Below are 18,831 nucleotides of genomic sequence, written 5' to 3'. Positions count from 1 at the left end.
TTTAAATATTAGAATTAAAATAAAAATAATTTTTGTTAAGTAAAGTCAATTAATATTGATTGCTAAAAGCTATTAATGGAAAAATTAGAAAAATCTATAAAGAAAAGATATCTACTATTTGTCTCTTCTATTATAATAATCACTTTAACTACCTTGTTTATTGTTCAAAGTAGTATCAGCTCACAGATTTTAGATTCTAAATTAATTAGTGTTGCTGGAAAACAACGTGTTTTGGCTCAGCGTATCTCTAAAATTGCGTTTAGTATTGGGTATGACGACAAGCAGGAGGCCAATATAAACTTACTAGACAATTTATCGAATGTTACAAAAAAATGGGATAGTTTACAGGCATATCAGCAGGCTATTAATAACAAAAAGGAAAATAGCGAAACTGTAGCTGTTCTTCTAGAAAAAAATAAATCCTATTTAAATAAATTATCAGCTTCTGGTAAAAATGTTATTGGTCAATCTGATTTTGAGGTGTTAAAAGCAGAATTTAAAAATATAGCAGAAGTAGAGAGACCTTATTTTGAAAATATAGATAGTTTAATTTCTGAATATCAAAAGAAGGAAGAAAAAAGCTTGAAAACTTTAAAAGTGGTTATCTATTCTCTTGCTATAGGAACCTTTTTATTGCTACTAGGTGGCTTTTTAACTGTAATACGTCCAGCATTTAAGAAGTTTTTAAGCAGTATTAGAGAAATAAAATCTTCTAATGAGGAATTATCTGCGTCAAAAGCTGAAATAAAATCTAACCTATGCGAACTTACAAAGCTTAAAACAGATTTAGAGCTTAAGGATGCTAATAATAAAATTTTTATTGAGCAGGCACCTACGGCTATTGCAATGCTAGATACTAATATGTGTTACATAGCGGCTTCTAAAAAATGGATTTTGGATTATAAAATGGAGAATCAAGATATTGTTGGTCGCTGCCATTATGATCTTTTTCCTGAAATTGGAGATGAATGGAAAGCCAACCATCAAAAATGTTTAAATGGAGCGATAGATGTTTGTGATGAAGCTCCTTTTGTGCGTTTGGATGGCACAGTGCAATGGATTTATTGGGATGTGAGACCTTGGTATATTTCTGAAGGTATTGTTGGCGGTTTAATTATGCATACTGGAGATATAACTCATATAAAAGAGAAAGAAGACGAAAAAAAACGTATAGAAAATATTTTAGATAAAACAAGTCAAATAGCCCGTATTGGAACTTGGGAAATTGATTTAATAAAGAATAATGTTTTTTGGAGTAAAGTACTTCATGAAATACATGAAGTGCCAGAAGATTATGAGCCAAATTTAGAAAGTGCTATTAAGTTTTTTAAAGAAGGAATAAGTCGAAATGCTATTGAAAAAGCTATTAATGATAGTAAGGAGCAAGGAACACCTTTCGATTTAGAATTAGAGCTTATAACAGCTAAAGGTAAAGCTATTTGGACGCGAGCTATCGGGCAAGCAGAATTTATAGGAGTTGAATGTACTCGTGTTTTTGGTGTTTTTCAAGATATTAATAAAATAAAATCAGCAGAACTAGCACTACATAAGGCTCATACGGAATTGAAGGCCATATTCAATTCAAAAGCTTTAGCAATAGTTTCAACAGATAATGAAGGTTTAATTACTCATTTTAATTGTGGTGCAGAGGATTTTTTAGGGTATTCCGCAGCTGAAATGATTGGTAAAGTTCAACCTAACGTATTTTACTTAGAAGAAGAGTTGGTCAACTTTAGAAGGGATATGGCTAATAAGTACGAGAGGGAATTTGAAAATTACGATTCTTATCGAGACTTAGGGAAAGAAGATACTTTTGATATTAGAGAATGGACCTTTGTTAGAAAAGATGGCACTACCTTTCCTGTAGAATCAACCTTAACGACTATTAAAGATGAGCAAGGTAATAATGTAGGATTTTTAGGGGTTTCAACAGATATTTCTGGAAGAAAAATAGCAGAAAAGGAATTGATACGTAAAAATCAATTATTAAATTATGCAGAGAAAATTACCCTAATGGGTAATTGGCGTTGGGATGTTCATAAAAACACAATATGGCTATCTGATGGAATGTATGAAATTTATGAGATAGACGATAAAGAAGGTGTTATAAGTTTTGAAAATTTAGTCCGTTTTGTGCATCCTGAGGATAAGGGAAATGTGGAAAAACACGCTAAAGCTACTATAGAAAATAAGGTTTTTGAAAATGATTTTATAAGCCGCATTGTAACAGCTAAAGGTGAAACTAAAATACTTCGACTTTTGGGTGAAGTTAAAACCAATAATTTAGGAGAAGTTATAGAAGTCATTGGTACTACCCAAGATATTACAGAACAAAAAATGGCAGAAGCCGAACTGTTGTTGAAAAATAAATTTCTGAGCTTTGCTGAAAGAATAACCAAGATGGGGAATTGGCAGTGGAATTTGGTTACTGGTGCTTTGCAATGGTCGGATAATATGCATGAGATTTATGCTAGTGATAAAAACCAAATCGACCTAAGTTACGAAACATTTATGAGTTTTGTTCACCCCGAAGACAAAACCATGGTTGCTAAATTTGTAGCCGATGCACTTGTGGAGAAAAAACTTCCTAATAATTTTATACACCGCATTATAACTAGTGATGGTGAGTTGAAAACGATACATACTTTAGGTGAAGTGATTTTTGATAATCACGGCGAAATTCTTGAAATGATTGGTACTACCCAAGATATTACTGAGCAAAAAATGGCAGAGGCAGAACTGTTACGGAAAAATCATTTTCTAAGTTTTGCTGAGAGAATAACCAAAATGGGGAACTGGCAATGGTGCGTGATTACCGATTCTTTAAAATGGTCTTCTAATTTGTATGGTATTTTTGAGCATGATGTAACGGATGAGAATTTAAATTATAATACGTTTTTTAGTTACGTGCATCCCGATGATAAAGCATTTATTACGCGTTTTATAGAAGATGCTTTTTTAGAAAAGAAGTTTCCGGATAATTTTATACACCGCATAGTTACAAGTAAAGGAAAAATAAAAACAGTTCATTTCTTAGGTGAGGTAATTCTTGATGATCAAGGAGAAATTTTTGAAATGATAGGAACTTGCCAAGATGTTACCGAACAAAAAATGGAGGAAAATAAGTTTAGAGGCTTGTTAGAATCTGCGCCAGATGCTATGGTGATTACTGATGAGGCTTCCAAAATTCAAATGATTAATAAGCAAGCAGAGAAAATGTTTGGTTATAAAATTGAAGAATTATATAATAAATCTGTCGATTTACTATTGCCTAAACGTTTTTTAACGGGCTGCGAAGCTAAAGTTGATACGTTATTAGGAGATTTAGTAGGAACTGAATCTTCGGGGGAAGAAGATTTAGCAGCTATGAATAAGGAGGGAAAAGAATTTCCCGTTCAAATAACTTTAAGTCCATTAGAAACGGAAGATGGTGTTTTAGTTTCTGCGGCAATACGGGATGTTACGGATCAAAAAACGGCTCAAAATAAAATAATTAGAGCTAAAAATGATCTAGAGATTCTAGCTCAAAAATTAATTAAAAATAATAATCAATTAGCCGATTTTGCACACATTACATCGCATAATTTAAGAGCTCCAGTAAGTAATCTTAATTCGCTTCTAGGTCTGTATAACGCTTCAGTTAGTGAAGATGATAAAGCATTTTTGTTCGAGAAATTTGAAAAAGTAATAAATCACCTTACGGTGACATTAAATACTTTAGTAGATGCTGTTAAAATTAAAAACAACACACCTAAAGAATTTGAAAAACTTAAATTTAATGATGTTTTAAATAAAACAAAAGAAATTTTAACAGGGCAAATCATGAAGAATGAGGCTATTATTACTAGCGATTTCTCCGAAATATCAAAAATAAAATACGATAGAATTTATTTAGAAAGTATTTTTCTTAACTTAGTAGGGAATTCTATTAAGTATCGCTCTAAAAATCGTGTTCCAGAAATATTTATTAAATCTGAGATTATCGATGGAAAAGTTAGATTGTTCTTTCAAGATAATGGCTTAGGAATTGATTTAGAAAAGCACGGTCATAAATTATTTGGCCTTAACAAAGTATTTCATAGGCATCCAGAAGCAAAGGGTGTTGGTTTATTTATGGTTAAAACACAAGTAGAAGCATTGAATGGTACAATATATGCAACAAGTAAAGTAAACGAGGGTACTACGTTTTATATTAATTTTAATTAATTGAGTTATGATGAATACACCTGTTAATATTTGCATAGTTGATGATGATGATATTTATCAATTTACTGTAGTAAAAACACTGGAGTTATTAGAGTTTGAAAAAAATATAAAAGTTTTTTCTGATGGAGAAGAAGCCTTAGAGTTTCTGTTAAGCAATCTAAACCAAAATGATGAGCTTCCAGATGTTATTTTTCTAGATATTAATATGCCTATTATGGATGGCTATCAATTTATGGAAGAGTATGTTAAAATTAAATCTAAGCTTGGTAAGAAAACAGTAATATATATGGTGTCTTCATCTGTAGATCCTGTAGATATTGAAAAGGCTAAAAGAATTAGTGATATATCAGATTATATTATAAAACCTATTGAGCCAGGGAAGCTTAAAAGCATAATGGAACAATTAATAAAAGAAAGTAATTAGAGAGCTGTTGAGTATGAGTTAGTTGGGTTAAGACCGTTTTATATATGACGAAAATCATTTAAAATCAGAATTCCCAAAGCTATATTTGATAATATAAAATATAAGTTATGATAGTAAATTTTGAATACGTAGGAGTAGATGCAAGCGAAACATTAACAGCTTTCACAGAAGAGAAATTAGAGAAATTATTTAATCGTTATGAGTTTTTAATAAGCGCAACGGTTCATTTTAAACAAGATGAAAAGGCTCATGATGCTGGTAAAATATGTAATATTGAATTAAGCTTACCAGGACCAAGAATATTTGCAGTATCAAACGAGCGTAATTTTGAGGTTTCGGTTAGAGAAACAGTTAATGATTTAGAAAAACAACTTAAAAAACGTAAAGAAGTTTATAAAACGCACTAGAATTTAAGAGTATCATATACAAGTTAGAAAGAGGGCTGAAATTTTATTTTAGCCCTCTTTTTTGCTTTTGAATAAGGTTTTAATAAAATCTTAGATTAAAATCTGTTTTACTAAAAGTTTAAAAATTATAATTTTAACCTAACGGTGGTGGTAAGGCTCATTTCGTAAAATAGTAAAACCACGATAAAGTTGTTCAATAAAAAACAAACGAATCATTTGATGCGAAAATGTCATTTTAGATAAAGATATTTTGCCTTTTGCTTCGGCATAAATTTCATCCGAAAACCCGTAAGGGCCACCAATAACAAAAACCAATTGTTTAATTCCAGAGTTCATGTGTTTCTGTAAATAGTCAGAAAAACCTACAGAATCAAACTGTTTTCCATTCTCATCTAGCAAAATTAAGGTGTCAGTATTGCTTAATTTCTTCAAAATAAGTTCACCCTCTTTTTGCTTTTGTAAGTCTTCACTTAAATTTTTAGAATTTTTTATGTCCGGAATAATTTCTAACGAGAACTTAATGTAAAACCCTAAACGCTTCTGATAATCAGCTATTAACGCTAAAAGTTGTTTGTTATCTGTTTTTCCTATGGCAATAAGTTTGATAGTCATATAAGCAAAATTACTATTTAGTATTTATGAATAATGTATTTAAATAAGAAAAATTCTTAAATTTCGTAAAAGTAAAATTTATTTTCGTAAATCAATTTCTTACTTTTGTTGCAAACCAAAAACAAATTATGATTACACAGGAGCAATTTGATACAGAAGTGAAAATGATAATTTCTAACGCTATACGTGAAGATGTTGGTGATGGTGATCATAGTTCTTTAGCCTGTATCCCTGAAAATGCAAGAGGGAAAGCTAAACTTTTAGTTAAAGATAAAGGTATTATTGGCGGTGTTAATTTTGCTAAAAAAGTTTTTGCTTACGTAGATAAAAATTTAAAATTAGATGTACGTATTGAAGATGGAACAGAGGTAACATACGGAGATATTGTTATGTATGTAGAAGGTTCTTCTCAATCTATTTTAAAAGCAGAGCGTACGGTTTTAAACGCAATGCAACGTATGAGTGCTATTGCTACTAAAACGAGAATGTTTGTGGATTTGGTGGAAGGTACTAAAACTAAAATTTTAGATACTAGAAAAACTACACCAGGAATTCGTGTGTTAGAAAAATGGGCTGTAAAAATTGGTGGTGGAGAAAATCACAGATTTGCACTTTACGACATGATTATGCTTAAAGATAATCATATCGATTTTGCTGGAGGAATTACTAAAGCCATTACTATGGCTAAAGAATATTTAACAGAAACTGGTAGAGATTTACAAATTATGGTAGAAGCTCGCGATTTAAGTGAAGTTGAAGAGATTTTACAATCAGAAGGTGTTTATCGTATTTTAATAGATAATTTCGATTATGAAGATACTAGAAAAGCGGTAAAATTAATTGGTAATAAGTGTTTAACAGAATCTTCTGGAAATATTAACGAAGCAACAATTCGTCATTATGCCGAATGTGGAGTTAATTTTATTTCTTGTGGAGCGTTAACGCATTCTGTACACAATATGGATTTAAGTTTAAAAGCGATGAAATAGTTTTTAATTTCATAAAATATATAAAAGAGTGTCTATATAGACACTCTTTTTTTATACCTTGCTTTCAGTAATTACTTTATTAACTTTGTATTTATTCTGTTTAATTTTTTATTAATGACAAAACCCATTGAAGACAAGCTAGATAAAATTCCTGTAATTAATATCTTGGTTCGGTTTTTAAAAAAATTAAAATTACCAGGGTTAGAAGGTCTTTCATTTTACGATTTAGTAGAGCTTTATGTTATCGGGATTGCAAAAGGTGCTTTAGCTACACGAGCTAGTGCCATCGCTTTTAGTTTTTTTATGGCTATTTTTCCGTTTCTATTATTTGTGCTTATCATTATTCCATATGTACCTATAGACGATTTTAAAATAGAATTTTTAGTGTTTCTAGAATCGTTTTTACCACCAAATACATCAGATTTTTTCTTTGAAAATATTTTTGAAAACATCGACCAATCGCAGCGTGGCGGTCTATTATCCTCTGTGTTTGTTTTATCCATTGGTTTAATGGCAAATGGTGTAAATGCAGTGTTTTCGGGGTTCGAGAACTCGTATCACGAGCAACTTACCCGAAATGTGTTTAAACAATATCTGTATGCATTAGGTATTGCATTAATATTGGCATTTTTACTTATTATTACCATTGTGGTGTTAGGTTATTTTCAGTTGTACGTGGTGCAAGGCTTGTTTGATGCCTTAGAGCATCGTGGTTACGAGGTAGCGAGCCAAGGCTTGTTCTGGACCGATGTTGTAAAGTATTTATTTTTTGTACTTATGGTGTATTTAGCAACGGCAACCTTATATTATTTTGGCACAAAAGAAGGGAAATATTCTAATTTTTTCTCAATAGGTGCTCTTTTTACAACCTTACTTATTATTTTAACGTCTTATTTTTTCGGTTTGTATATCGAAAACTTCGGACAATACAATAAACTATATGGGTCTATTGGCGCGTTATTAATATTAATGTTTTACTTATGGCTCAACTCTAATATTTTGTTGCTTGGTTACGAGTTGAACGCCTCATTAAATAAACTTAGAAAAAGCTTTTAATTATGAAGAAATACATTTGGTTAATTACAATTTGCATGCTGTCGATATCAGTTCAATCTCAAGACATTTTAGGACAATGGAAAACAGTTGATGATGAAACAGGAGCGCACAAATGTATTATCGATATTTATGAAGAAAATGGTAAAGTGTACGGTAAGGTTATAGAAATTCTTGAACCCTTTGATAAAAACACCTTGTGTCAAGATTGCGAAGGTGATAAAAAAGACAAGCCTATCCTTGGTATGGTTATTATTAATGAGCTCGAAAAACATGGAGAACATTATAAAAATGGAACTATTTTCGATGCTGAAAATGGTAAAGAGTACAAATGTAGAATTGTGTTAGATAAAGAAACAGGTAAGCTACAAGTTCGAGGCTATATTGCATTTTTATACCTTACGCAATATTGGATTCGACATAAATAATTATTCAATTTAAGGATTATTACTTTGCACTATATAGACGTTATAATACCCATTCCGCTTCAAAAATTATTCACCTATAGCATTACAGCTTCGGAGTTCGATTTTATAAAGCCAGGTATGCGTGTTGCTGTTCCTTTTGGGAAATCTAAAATTTATACGGGTATTGTTTATCGTGTGCATCATGATGCACCAACGGCTTATGAAGCTAAAGAAATTCAGCAAATTTTAGACGAAACTCCTGTTGTTAATCAAAAGCAATTGAAGCTTTGGGATTGGGTTTCTAGTTATTATATGTGCACCATGGGAGATGTTATGCGTGCCTCATTGCCAAGTGCATTTATTTTAGAAAGTGAAACTGTAATTTCTAAGAATAATAAAACCACTATAGACGAATCTACTTTAAAAGATGATGAGTTTTTGGTTTACGAAGCTTTGCACCATCAATCGTCTTTAAAAATTCAGGATATTTCTAATATCTTGAGTAAAAAGAATGTGCTATCTGTTATTAAGCGTTTAATAGAAAAAGAAGCTATTTCTGTTGAAGAAGAGGTTTACGAAAAGTATAAGCCAAAATTAGTACGATATGTTAAGTTGCATACTTTTTATTCTACGGAAAAAGAATTTCATGAGTTAATGAACGATTTAAGTCGCGCTCCAAAGCAGCGTGATGTCGTGATGACGTTGTTTTCTATTTCTGCAAAAACGAGAAAACCTGTAAAAGTTTCTGAGTTATCGGAAGAGAGTGGCGCTTCAACTTCAATTATAAAATCTTTAATAGATAAACGTGTTTTAGAAGAATATTTTATTCAAACAGACCGTGTTCAGTATTCTGGTGAAGAAAATGAAAACTCTAAAAAACTAAATAGCTATCAAGAAACGGCGTTAACAGAAATAAAAGACACTTTCGAGAAGCATCAGGTTACTTTATTACATGGCGTTACTTCTTCAGGGAAAACGGAAGTATATGTTAAGTTAATTGAAGATATTCTCAATTCTGGGCAGCAAGTATTGTATTTGTTACCAGAAATAGCTTTAACCACACAGTTGGTTAATAGACTTCAGAATTATTTTGGAGATCAAGTCGCGGTATTTCATTCTAAATATTCATCTCATGAACGTGTTGAGGTTTGGAATCAGGTTTTAGAACTTTCCGCGAAAGCGAAAATAGTGTTAGGTGCGCGTTCATCGATATTTTTACCTTTTGATAATTTAGGATTAATAATTGTTGATGAAGAGCATGAGCAATCGTTTAAACAATTTGATCCAGCACCACGCTACCATGCAAGAGACACAGCTGTAGTTTTGGCGCATTTACATAAGGCTAAAGTGCTTTTGGGCTCGGCAACACCAAGTTTAGAAAGTTATTTTAATGCACAGCAAAACAAATATGGCTTTGTAGAGCTTATGCATCGCTTTAATGATGTATTGATGCCAGAAGTGGAGTTGGTTGATATTAAAGAAAAGCAGAAGAAAAAGCGCATGAAAGGCCATTTTAGTGATAGACTTATTGCTGAAATGACAGAAACATTAGCGGAAGGGCATCAAATTATTTTGTTTCAAAACCGCAGAGGCTTTTCGCCTATTGTAGAGTGCAGTACTTGTGGTGAGGCACCACAATGTCCTAATTGTGATGTGAGTTTAACGTACCACCAATATCGAGACCAATTACGTTGTCATTATTGTGGGTATGTTGTGGCTATGCTTAGAAAATGTGCGGCTTGTGGTAGTCCAGAACTTGATAATAAAGGTTTCGGAACAGAACAGATTGAAGCTGAGGTAAAGGTATTGTTCCCGGAGCATAACGTGGCGCGTATGGATTTGGATACTACGCGTGGTAAATATGGTTACGAGAAAATTATAACGGCATTAGAACAGCAAGAAATCGATATTTTGGTTGGTACACAAATGCTTACTAAGGGGCTAGATTTTAGAAACGTAAAGCTAGTTGGTATTATGAATGCCGATAATATGCTTAATTTCCCTGACTTTAGAGCGCACGAGCGTAGTTTTCAGCTTATGTTGCAAGTATCGGGTAGGGCCGGTAGAACGGAGGAGCGCGGTAAAGTTTTAATACAGACTTACAATCCATACCACAATATTTTACAGCAGGTGTCTACTAATAATTATATCGATATGTTTAAAGAACAAATGAACGAGCGGTATAATTTTAAGTACCCTCCAATTTATAAGCAAATAAAAATTACGTTAAAACATAAAGATTATAGTCGTGTGGAAATCGCAGCAGATTGGTATGCTACGTCGTTAAGGCAAATGTTTAAAGAACATGTTTTAGGGCCAGAATTCCCGCCTGTATCACGAATTAGAAATCAATATCATAAAAATATTTTGGTAAAAATACCGAAGGAACACTCTTTAGCAAAAACAAAAGAAGCTATCATTAAAATTAACAATAGCTTCTTGAATGTAAAAGATTTTCGCTCGGTTCGTGTTATCCTTAATGTGGATAATTACTAGTTCAGCTAAAATAAAAATGGGGTAATAATTATTTTAGTAGAATTTTCCTTTTTTTTAAAGGAGAGCGTTATTAAATATTATTTAACGCATCAACAAGTTGCGTTTTCTTATTTCTACTTAAAGGAATTTCATAAGCACCAACTTCAACGTTTTTGCTATTAAATCTGTCAATTTTATCCAAATTAACGATGTAAGATTTATGAATTCTTAAAAATTTACCTTCTGGTAATTCTGCTTCAAAAGATTTCATAGTCGATAAAACTACTAAGCTATTTTCTTCAGTTACTAGTTTAACGTAATCACCAAGGGCTTCAATCCACTTAATGTCTTTAATGTAAACTTTACGTTTTTTAAGGTTACTTTTTACAAATATATGTTCGCCATCTTCTTCGTTAAAGTCTAGAGTTAATCTATGTTGCTCTAAAGCTTTATCTACAGAGGTGTTAAAGCGCTCTCTTGTAATTGGTTTATGTAAATAATCGGTAGCATCATAATTAAATGCTTTAAATGCATATTCCGTTTTACCTGTTACAAATATAATTTGAGGTTTGTTGTTTAATACATCTAAAAGCTCAAATCCGTTTAGTACTGGCATTTCAATATCTAAAAAGATTAAATCTACTTGATGTGTATTTAAACCATTTTTGGTTTCCAACGCACTACTGTACTCTGCTATTAAATTTAATGAGGGATGGTTCTCTACTAATTTCACAATAGAGAGGCGTTGTATGGCTGAATCGTCTACTACTACACAGTTTAATGTCATAACATTTCTTTTATTTCGGTTAAGATATCGACAATAGTACGAAAAATTCGGCTAAAAACCAAAAATCATCGGCAAACTGTAGATTTTAACATTTTTTTAACACTGAAATAATATGCTGTTCGCATAAAATAAATAAGATTAAGTTGTGTAAGATATAAATATTAATTACTTTTGCAGCCAATTTTTAACAATAAAAATAGATTTTTATGAATCATTATGAAACTGTTTTCATCTTAAATCCCGTTTTATCTGAAGATCAGATAAAGGAGACAGTAAAGAAATACGAAGATTTTCTTGTTTCTAACGGCGCTAAGATGGTATCAAAAGAAAACTGGGGGCTTAAGAAGTTAGCTTACCCTATTCAAAACAAAAAAAGTGGATTTTATCACTTATTTGAGTATCAAGTAGCCGGAGAGGTTATCAATCCTTTAGAAGTAGAGTTTAGACGTGACGAGCGTTTTATGCGTTATTTAACAGTAGCGTTAGATAAACATGCTATTTCTTGGGCAGAGAGAAGAAGAGAGAAACTTAAACAAAAAGCTTAATTATGTCATCAATAGAACAACAATCTAAAGGAAAAAAAGACGGCGAAATTAGATATTTAACGCCTCTAAATATTGAAACTAATAAGCAAAAGAAATATTGTCGTTTCAAAAAATCAGGTATCAAGTATGTAGATTATAAAGATGCAGACTGGTTACTAAGATTTGTAAATGAGCAAGGTAAAATTTTACCTCGTCGTTTAACAGGAACTTCATTAAAGTATCAAAGAAAAGTGTCTGTTGCTGTAAAAAGAGCACGTCACTTAGCTTTAATGCCTTATGTAGCTGATTTATTAAAATAAAATACTGATAACAATGGAACTTATATTAAAACAAGACGTTGAAAATTTAGGATTTAAAGACGATGTTGTAACAGTTAAGAACGGTTATGGTAGAAATTTTTTAATTCCTCAGAAACAAGCTATTATAGCAACTGTTTCAGCTAAAAAAGTATTAGCAGAAAATTTAAAGCAACGTGCCTTTAAAGAAAAGAGAATAGTTGATGAAGCTAATGTAGTTGCAGAAGCTTTAAAAGCATTAGAAATTAAAATCCAAGCTAAAGTTGGAACAGGAGACAAATTATTTGGTTCTGTAAACAACATCGATTTAGCAGCGGCTTTAGAAAAAGAAGGTCAAGCAATTGATAAGAAATATATTACGCTTACAACTGTTAAACGTTTAGGTAAATATACTGCCGCAATTCGTTTACACAGAGATGTAAATGTTGATTTAGAATTCGACGTTATTGCTCAGGCAAACTAATTTGTTAACATAAAGTTAATAAAAGTTTTAAATATAATTAACCACTCCTTTGGAGTGGTTTTTTTTTGGTCTATTTTTACTAGCGTTATGCATGCATAATTTTTCAAACTTAATACTTTAACTCAATCTTCAAACAATGAAAAAAATTACATTATTATTTTTCTTTATGTTTATTGGAGTAATGGCTTTTGCACAAGTCACCACTTCTAATATTAAAGGACTCGTTTTAGATCAAGGTTCAGTTCCCTTACCGGGAGCTAATGTTTTAGCTATCCATACACCAACAGGTACAAAATATGGAGCAGCAACTAATTTTGATGGCCGTTTTAATTTACTAAATTTAAGAGTAGGTGGGCCATACACTATTACAGTGAGCTATGTAGGTTACAAAGAGCAAACCTTTAATAATGTTTACCTAACATTAGGGAAAACTCAAAATGTAGATGTTACTTTATCTGAAGATAGCGAACAACTAGATGCTGTGGTTATACAAGGTACAGGAGGTACAGGTACTTTTGGTAGTGATAGAACTGGAGCAGAAACTAGTGTTGGTCGTAGAGAGTTAACACGTTTACCAACTATTTCTAGATCGCAATCTGATTTTACCAGATTAGAGCCAACTGCTAGTGGTGGATCTTTTGGAGGTAGAAACGATCAGTTTAACAATTTCTCCTTAGATGGTGCCATTTTTAATAATCCTTTTGGATTAGATGCAGCAACTCCAGGTGGGCAAACAGGTTCTCAACCCGTTTCTTTAGATGCTATAGAGCAAATTCAAGTATCTACAGCACCTTATGATGTTACACAATCTGGATTTACTGGAGCTTCAGTAAATGCAGTTACTAAAAGTGGAACAAACCAATTTCATGGTACGGTTTATGGGTTTTATAGAGATGAAACCATGACTGGGAAAAAAATTAAAGGAGAAGATGTGGCGAGACCGGACTTAAACCAAACACAATATGGTGTGAGTATTGGAGGACCAATTATTAAAGATAAATTATTCTTTTTTGCGAATTTTGAAAAGGATGAACGTGACGATTTAGGAACTAACGGCTGGACACCAAACACGGGTACCGGCGGTATTACCGAGTCTAGAGTTTTAGAAAGTGATTTAATTGCTGTGCAAACAGCGTTAAGAGCTCAAGGTTACGATCCAGGGGCTTACCAAGGATTTACACATGCTTCGGAATCTACAAAAGGTATTTTTAAAATAGATTGGAATATTAATGATAGCAACCGTTTAGCTGTTATTTACAATTTTTTAAATGCTTCTCAAGAAAAACCAGCCCATCCTTCGGCTATTAATCCACGTGGTCCAGATGCAACAACGTTACAATTTCAAAATTCGGGTTACGAAATTAATAATAATTTAAAATCTATACAGGTTGAGTTAAATTCTACTTTATCCGAAACATCAACTAATAAATTACAAATTGGGTATACACATTTCGACGATTTTAGAACACCGTTTTCTACACCTGCTCCAGTTATTAATATTTATAAAGATGGTTCTCCGTATATTATAGCGGGTCACGAACCTTTTTCAATTAATAACAAGTTAGATCAAAAAGTATTTCAATTTACAGATAATTTAAACTTCTTTCAAGGCGATCACACCTTTACTATCGGAACATCTTTCGAGAAATTTGAATTCGATAACTCTTTTAATTTAAAAGGATATGGTTTTGATGTTTTTGGAAGCGTGGATATTGCAGATTTTAATGCTGCTGATTATGATTTTGCAGGAGCACAAGCAACATTCAACTCTAGAAATAGTTTGGCTGATGGAGTAGATAATGGCTGGTTATTAGCAGAAACAAACGTTGGTCAGTTGGCTTTTTATGCTCAAGATGAATGGAATGTTTCTGAAAAACTAAAATTAACATATGGTGTTCGTTTTGATAAGCCTTTGTTTTTTGATACAGCAGATAATGCGCAAGAATTTATAGATACAGAAAATGGAGAAATCTATTTGCCAGATGTAGAATATATAGATCCTAATACAGGAGAACCTTTACTAATAGATTCAACAAGAATGCCTAATAATGATTGGTTAGTGTCGCCTAGAGTTGGTTTTAATTATGATGCTAATGGCGATAGCTCTTTTCAATTAAGAGGTGGTACAGGTTTATTTACAGGGCGTTTTCCTTTTGTTTGGGTAGGAAACCAAGTAAGTGGTGTAGATGCATTTTTCTACCAAGCTGTAGATCCAGATTTTAAATTTCCACAAGTTTGGAGAACAAACTTAGGTTTAGATAGAAAACTTGAAAACGGTATTATATTAACAGCAGATTTATCATATACTAAAGATGTAAATGGAATTCACGTTCAAAACTGGGGGTTAAATAAACCTACAAGTCAGTTACAAGGTGTAGATAATAGAGCCATTTATGGAGATGGTGATCATGCCAAAGCAACATTACCTTGGGGAGAAGTTATTAATGGCAATGCTTTTGTAATGACAAACTCGAATAAAGGTCGTATTTGGAATGCATCTTTAAAAGCTCAAAAAACCTTTGCTAACGGTATATATTCTATGCTAGCCTATAGTTATTTAGATGCTAGGGATGTAAATTCTATTGAGGCTGAAATAACAGGAGACGCCTTTAACGGTAACCCTGCATTAGGTAACGTAAATAACGATGTGCTTTCGCATTCTAAATATGGAGATAAGCATCGTTTTATTGGTGTAGCTAGTAAAAAATGGGATTACGGAAACGATAAATGGTCTACCACAATATCTACATTTTTTGAATATGCACAAGGTGCTCGTTTTAACTATACCTATGGTGGAGATATAAATGGAGATGGTTCTGGAATAAACGATTTAATTTATATTCCTACTTCTAGTGAAATTGGTCAAATGCAATTTGCTGGAACTGGAGATGCTGCTGCATTAGAGTCTTATATAGCTCAAGACGATTACTTAAATGACAATAGAGGACAATATGCAGAACGTTACGGAGCATTAGCGCCTTGGAGAGGTAAATGGGATGTAAAGTTCATGCAAGATTATAGAATTAAAGTATCTGAAGATAAAACAAATACCATCCAATTTAGTTTAGATATTTTAAACTTTGGTAGCTTATTAAATTCAGATTGGGGAATTATACAACAACCAAATAATGTACAACCAATAGGAGTTTCTGTTGACGATACAGGAGTGCCAACTTACTCTTTTAACGGAAATCAAACTCAAACCTTTGGTTTTGATTCTAGTTTAGCTTCTAGATGGCAAGCTCAAGTAGGTTTACGTTATATTTTCTAAGATAATAACAGATATATTCTTAAATTTGGCGCTCCTTAACTAAGGGGCGCTTTTTTTATAAATAATATGAAATATATAGTTATACTTTGTCTTTTTGTAGTGAGTTTTTCGTGTAAAGAAGAACCTAAAAAAGAAGAAGCATCTACAAAATCGGTTTTAATTGAGCGATTGGCTTATCAGGCTAATAAAACTCCTGTTATTAGTGTGCACAGAGGAGGGAAGTCTATTGAGAATTACCCAGAAAATTGTTTAGAAACCTTAAAGTATATAAACGATAGTATTCCTGCCGTTTATGAAATTGATATCGCTAAAACTAAAGATAATGTACTTGTTTTAATGCACGATAATAGCTTAGGTAGAACTTCTACGGGCGAAGGTGATATTACAAATTATACCTATCAAGAATTATTACAGTATAATTTAGAAGACGATTTTGGTAACGAAACCACTTTTAAAATTCCATTATTTAAAGATGTTCTTCTTTGGGCAAAAGCAAATAATGTGATATTAACTATCGATATAAAAAAGAGTGTTTCTGTAGATCAAGTTGTCGCTTTGGTTAAAGAAACTGGTGCTGAAGATATTTCGGTAATTATTACTTATGATATGAAACAAGCCAGCGCAGCCTATAAAGCAGCTCCAGAATTGTTGTTATCTGTATCAGCGAGAAACGACAAAGAATTAGATTGGTTGTTACATTCTGAAATTCCAACGGAAAACATGATTGCTTTTACCGGAACTAGATTATCTCCTGAAGCATTTTATAAAAAATTACACGATTTAGGAATTACTTGTATGCTCGGTACTTTAGGTAACCTAGATAAGCAAGCACAAGCTAAAGGTGACCATCTTTACCAAAAATGGGTAGATTTAGGTGTTGATGTTATTGCAACCGATAGACCTTTTGCTGCAGCAGCAAGTTTAAATATTAAAAAATAAAATATACCATTCTCGTTGTTTCGAGAAAAAAATATAAGAATGAAATATTCAAGATTAACAAAAGAACAGTTCGAAGAATTACACCAAGAATTTATAAACTTTTTGGCAACCCAATCTATAACTGCCGATGAGTGGACAAACTTAAAAGTTAATAAGCCCGATTTAGCAGAAATGGAATTGGATGTATTTAGTGATTTAATTTGGGAAGGCGCCTTAAATAAAGCAGAGTATCTTGAGCATTTTGCTCCAAAACACATGTATTTATTTCATTTAAAGGAAGATCAAATGCATGCTATTGTAGTTAACATCAAAAATGATGTTGATATTACAACCCAAGAAGGTTACGATTGGCTTCGTGAAAACTTAATGGACGAAAATGTTGAGTTTTTACAAGCAGATAAGGCGTATTCTGATTCTAAAAACTTAGATAAGTTTAAAATGATTGAACAAGGCGCTTCTATTACTAAAGGTGAATTGTATCAATATTTTTATAAGTTGATTAATTAAGGTTTCGCTTAAGCGGAAATTAAAAAAGTACTAATTAAAAGAAAATCCTGCGTGAGTAGGACGTTTAAATATGGCTCAAAAACCAAGTATTCCAAAAGGAACCAGAGATTTTAACCCAGAACAAGTCGCAAAACGAAACTATATTTTTAATAGTATTCGTGGCGCTTTTCAAACCTTCGGATTTCAACCTATAGAAACTCCAAGCTTTGAAAACTCCGATACCTTAATGGGAAAATACGGAGAAGAAGGCGACCGTTTGATTTTTAAAATTTTGAATTCAGGTGATTATTTAAACAAAGCTAATGAAGAAGCTTACACTGAAAAAGATTCTACTAAATTAACTCCGAGTATTTCAGAAAAAGCACTCCGCTACGATTTAACTGTACCTTTTGCACGTTACGTAGTTCAACATCAAAACGAGATAGAATTTCCTTTTAAGCGTTATCAAATACAACCGGTTTGGCGTGCCGATAGACCACAAAAAGGCCGTTTTAGAGAGTTCTTTCAATGTGATGCCGATGTCGTTGGATCTAAATCACTTTGGCAAGAAGTAGAGTTTATTCAGCTTTACGACACTGTTTTTTCAGCATTAAAACTAGAAGGCGTTACTATTAAAATTAATAACCGAAAAATACTTTCAGGTATTGCTGAAGTTATTGGGGCTAGCGATAAATTAATCGATTTCACAGTGGCTTTAGATAAGCTTGATAAAATAGGTGAGGAGAAGGTAAAAGAAGAAATGCGTTCTAAAGGAATTTCAGAAGAAGGCATTACAAAACTTCAACCGTTATTTACACTTTCTGGCGATTTTGAATCTCAAATTGAAAGTTTAAAATCTATTTTAGATACTTCCGAAGAAGGAAAAAAAGGTATTGAAGAATTGGCTTTTATTAACGAAGCTATTTCCGAATTAGGTTTAAAAACGGCAGCATTGCAACTTGATGTTACTTTAGCAAGAGGTTTAAATTATTATACAGGCGCTATTTTTGAAGTGGCTGCACCAAAAACGGTGAGCATGGGTTCTATTGGAGGCGGTGGTCGTTACGACGATTTAACTGGTATTTTCGGTATGAAAGATGTGAGTGGTGTTGGTATTAGTTTTGGTTTAGATCGTATTTATTTAGTTTTAGAAGAACTTGGTTTGTTCCCTGAAACGGTTTCGAAAAACATTGAAGTGTTATTTATCAACTTTGGAGATAAGGAGGCATTATTTAGTTTAAAAGCTATTAAGACTTTACGTGAAAACGATATCAATGCTGAACTTTATCCAGATGCTGCCAAGATGAAAAAACAAATGAACCACGCTAATAAACGTGCTATTCCTTTTGTAGTTTTAGTTGGTGATAACGAAATGGAATCGGATACTTATACTTTAAAAAATATGGTATCGGGTGAGCAACTTAACGTATCGCTTCCTGATTTGATAAAACAAATAAAGTAAGCATAAAAC

At 32.4% G+C, this 18,831-nt stretch carries 16 protein-coding genes; 14 read left to right on the top strand and 2 right to left on the bottom strand.

The window, feature by feature from the left end:
- The first annotated feature begins 75 nt into the window (after positions 1–75).
- The 3 genes from V6246_RS06090 to V6246_RS06080 all read left to right on the top strand — a co-directional run bounded on the left by V6246_RS06090 (position 76) and on the right by V6246_RS06080 (position 5,037).
- Positions 76–4,206 (top strand): PAS domain S-box protein, encoded by a 4,131-nt coding sequence (locus tag V6246_RS06090; protein ID WP_341559615.1) that lies wholly within the window; start codon positions 76–78, stop codon positions 4,204–4,206.
- A 10-nt stretch (positions 4,207–4,216) separates the two neighbouring features.
- The gene (locus V6246_RS06085) at positions 4,217–4,630 is read left to right on the top strand and encodes a response regulator (RefSeq protein WP_042498201.1); all 414 of its coding nucleotides are present in this window, start codon (positions 4,217–4,219) and stop codon (positions 4,628–4,630) included.
- A gap of 107 nt (positions 4,631–4,737) precedes the next feature.
- Complete coding sequence (locus V6246_RS06080) at positions 4,738–5,037, top strand: HPF/RaiA family ribosome-associated protein (RefSeq protein WP_341559614.1); 300 nt, start codon at positions 4,738–4,740, stop codon at positions 5,035–5,037.
- Positions 5,038–5,175: 138 nt separating this feature from the next.
- On the opposite strand, the gene rlmH is transcribed toward V6246_RS06080, so the two are convergent.
- Complete coding sequence (gene rlmH, locus V6246_RS06075; RefSeq protein WP_341559613.1) at positions 5,176–5,649, bottom strand: 23S rRNA (pseudouridine(1915)-N(3))-methyltransferase RlmH; 474 nt, start codon at positions 5,647–5,649, stop codon at positions 5,176–5,178.
- 128 nt (positions 5,650–5,777) lie between these two features.
- Between rlmH and nadC the strand changes: the two genes are divergently transcribed.
- From nadC to priA, 4 genes are all read left to right on the top strand, one after another.
- Complete coding sequence (nadC, locus tag V6246_RS06070; RefSeq protein WP_042498210.1) at positions 5,778–6,638, top strand: carboxylating nicotinate-nucleotide diphosphorylase; 861 nt, start codon at positions 5,778–5,780, stop codon at positions 6,636–6,638.
- Positions 6,639–6,752: 114 nt separating this feature from the next.
- Complete coding sequence (locus V6246_RS06065) at positions 6,753–7,694, top strand: YihY/virulence factor BrkB family protein (RefSeq protein ID WP_074939219.1); 942 nt, start codon at positions 6,753–6,755, stop codon at positions 7,692–7,694.
- 2 nt (positions 7,695–7,696) lie between these two features.
- The gene (locus V6246_RS06060) at positions 7,697–8,119 is read left to right on the top strand and encodes a DUF2147 domain-containing protein (RefSeq protein ID WP_042502886.1); all 423 of its coding nucleotides are present in this window, start codon (positions 7,697–7,699) and stop codon (positions 8,117–8,119) included.
- A gap of 24 nt (positions 8,120–8,143) precedes the next feature.
- A complete protein-coding gene (gene priA / locus V6246_RS06055; RefSeq protein ID WP_341559612.1) occupies positions 8,144–10,594 on the top strand; it encodes a replication restart helicase PriA in 2,451 nt (816 codons plus the stop codon).
- A gap of 70 nt (positions 10,595–10,664) precedes the next feature.
- On the opposite strand, the gene V6246_RS06050 is transcribed toward priA, so the two are convergent.
- A complete protein-coding gene (locus V6246_RS06050) occupies positions 10,665–11,360 on the bottom strand; it encodes a LytR/AlgR family response regulator transcription factor (protein ID WP_042498213.1) in 696 nt (231 codons plus the stop codon).
- A gap of 206 nt (positions 11,361–11,566) precedes the next feature.
- Here V6246_RS06050 and rpsF point away from each other — a divergent pair, with 206 nt between their 5' ends.
- The 7 genes from rpsF (at position 11,567) to hisS (ending at position 18,822) form a co-directional block, all read left to right on the top strand.
- On the top strand, positions 11,567–11,905 hold the full coding sequence (rpsF, locus tag V6246_RS06045; protein ID WP_042498216.1) for a 30S ribosomal protein S6: 339 nt from the start codon (positions 11,567–11,569) through the stop codon (positions 11,903–11,905).
- A gap of 2 nt (positions 11,906–11,907) precedes the next feature.
- On the top strand, positions 11,908–12,204 hold the full coding sequence (gene rpsR, locus V6246_RS06040) for a 30S ribosomal protein S18 (RefSeq protein ID WP_042498218.1): 297 nt from the start codon (positions 11,908–11,910) through the stop codon (positions 12,202–12,204).
- 13 nt (positions 12,205–12,217) lie between these two features.
- A complete protein-coding gene (rplI, locus tag V6246_RS06035; RefSeq protein WP_042498223.1) occupies positions 12,218–12,664 on the top strand; it encodes a 50S ribosomal protein L9 in 447 nt (148 codons plus the stop codon).
- A 136-nt stretch (positions 12,665–12,800) separates the two neighbouring features.
- Positions 12,801–15,935 carry a TonB-dependent receptor gene (locus V6246_RS06030; RefSeq protein WP_341559611.1) on the top strand — a complete coding sequence of 1,045 codons (3,135 nt, stop codon included), beginning with the start codon at positions 12,801–12,803 and terminating at the stop codon, positions 15,933–15,935.
- A gap of 66 nt (positions 15,936–16,001) precedes the next feature.
- Positions 16,002–16,874 (top strand): glycerophosphodiester phosphodiesterase family protein, encoded by an 873-nt coding sequence (locus tag V6246_RS06025; RefSeq protein WP_341559610.1) that lies wholly within the window; start codon positions 16,002–16,004, stop codon positions 16,872–16,874.
- Between the two features lie 39 nt (positions 16,875–16,913).
- On the top strand, positions 16,914–17,381 hold the full coding sequence (locus tag V6246_RS06020; RefSeq protein ID WP_341559609.1) for a DUF6495 family protein: 468 nt from the start codon (positions 16,914–16,916) through the stop codon (positions 17,379–17,381).
- Between the two features lie 70 nt (positions 17,382–17,451).
- On the top strand, positions 17,452–18,822 hold the full coding sequence (gene hisS, locus V6246_RS06015) for a histidine--tRNA ligase (RefSeq protein ID WP_341559608.1): 1,371 nt from the start codon (positions 17,452–17,454) through the stop codon (positions 18,820–18,822).
- Positions 18,823–18,831 lie beyond the last annotated feature (9 nt).

Origin of the sequence: Algibacter sp. TI.3.09 (assembly GCF_038154905.1) — a bacterium.
Taxonomy (GTDB): domain Bacteria; phylum Bacteroidota; class Bacteroidia; order Flavobacteriales; family Flavobacteriaceae; genus Algibacter.
Note: the sequence above shows the minus strand (reverse complement) of the source record. Positions and strands in the feature narration are given on the sequence as shown.

Excerpts from the sequence above, each read along its gene's own strand:
- V6246_RS06090 (WP_341559615.1), top strand. The coding sequence starts at position 76 with ATGGAAAAATTAGAAAAATCTATAAAGAAAAGATATCTACTATTTGTC.
- V6246_RS06085 (WP_042498201.1), top strand. The coding sequence starts at position 4,217 with ATGAATACACCTGTTAATATTTGCATAGTTGATGATGATGATATTTAT.
- V6246_RS06080 (WP_341559614.1), top strand. The coding sequence starts at position 4,738 with ATGATAGTAAATTTTGAATACGTAGGAGTAGATGCAAGCGAAACATTA.
- rlmH (WP_341559613.1), bottom strand. The coding sequence starts at position 5,649 with ATGACTATCAAACTTATTGCCATAGGAAAAACAGATAACAAACAACTT.
- nadC (WP_042498210.1), top strand. The coding sequence starts at position 5,778 with ATGATTACACAGGAGCAATTTGATACAGAAGTGAAAATGATAATTTCT.
- V6246_RS06065 (WP_074939219.1), top strand. The coding sequence starts at position 6,753 with ATGACAAAACCCATTGAAGACAAGCTAGATAAAATTCCTGTAATTAAT.
- V6246_RS06060 (WP_042502886.1), top strand. The coding sequence starts at position 7,697 with ATGAAGAAATACATTTGGTTAATTACAATTTGCATGCTGTCGATATCA.
- V6246_RS06050 (WP_042498213.1), bottom strand. The coding sequence starts at position 11,360 with ATGACATTAAACTGTGTAGTAGTAGACGATTCAGCCATACAACGCCTC.
- rpsF (WP_042498216.1), top strand. The coding sequence starts at position 11,567 with ATGAATCATTATGAAACTGTTTTCATCTTAAATCCCGTTTTATCTGAA.
- rpsR (WP_042498218.1), top strand. The coding sequence starts at position 11,908 with ATGTCATCAATAGAACAACAATCTAAAGGAAAAAAAGACGGCGAAATT.
- rplI (WP_042498223.1), top strand. The coding sequence starts at position 12,218 with ATGGAACTTATATTAAAACAAGACGTTGAAAATTTAGGATTTAAAGAC.
- V6246_RS06030 (WP_341559611.1), top strand. The coding sequence starts at position 12,801 with ATGAAAAAAATTACATTATTATTTTTCTTTATGTTTATTGGAGTAATG.
- V6246_RS06025 (WP_341559610.1), top strand. The coding sequence starts at position 16,002 with ATGAAATATATAGTTATACTTTGTCTTTTTGTAGTGAGTTTTTCGTGT.
- V6246_RS06020 (WP_341559609.1), top strand. The coding sequence starts at position 16,914 with ATGAAATATTCAAGATTAACAAAAGAACAGTTCGAAGAATTACACCAA.
- hisS (WP_341559608.1), top strand. The coding sequence starts at position 17,452 with ATGGCTCAAAAACCAAGTATTCCAAAAGGAACCAGAGATTTTAACCCA.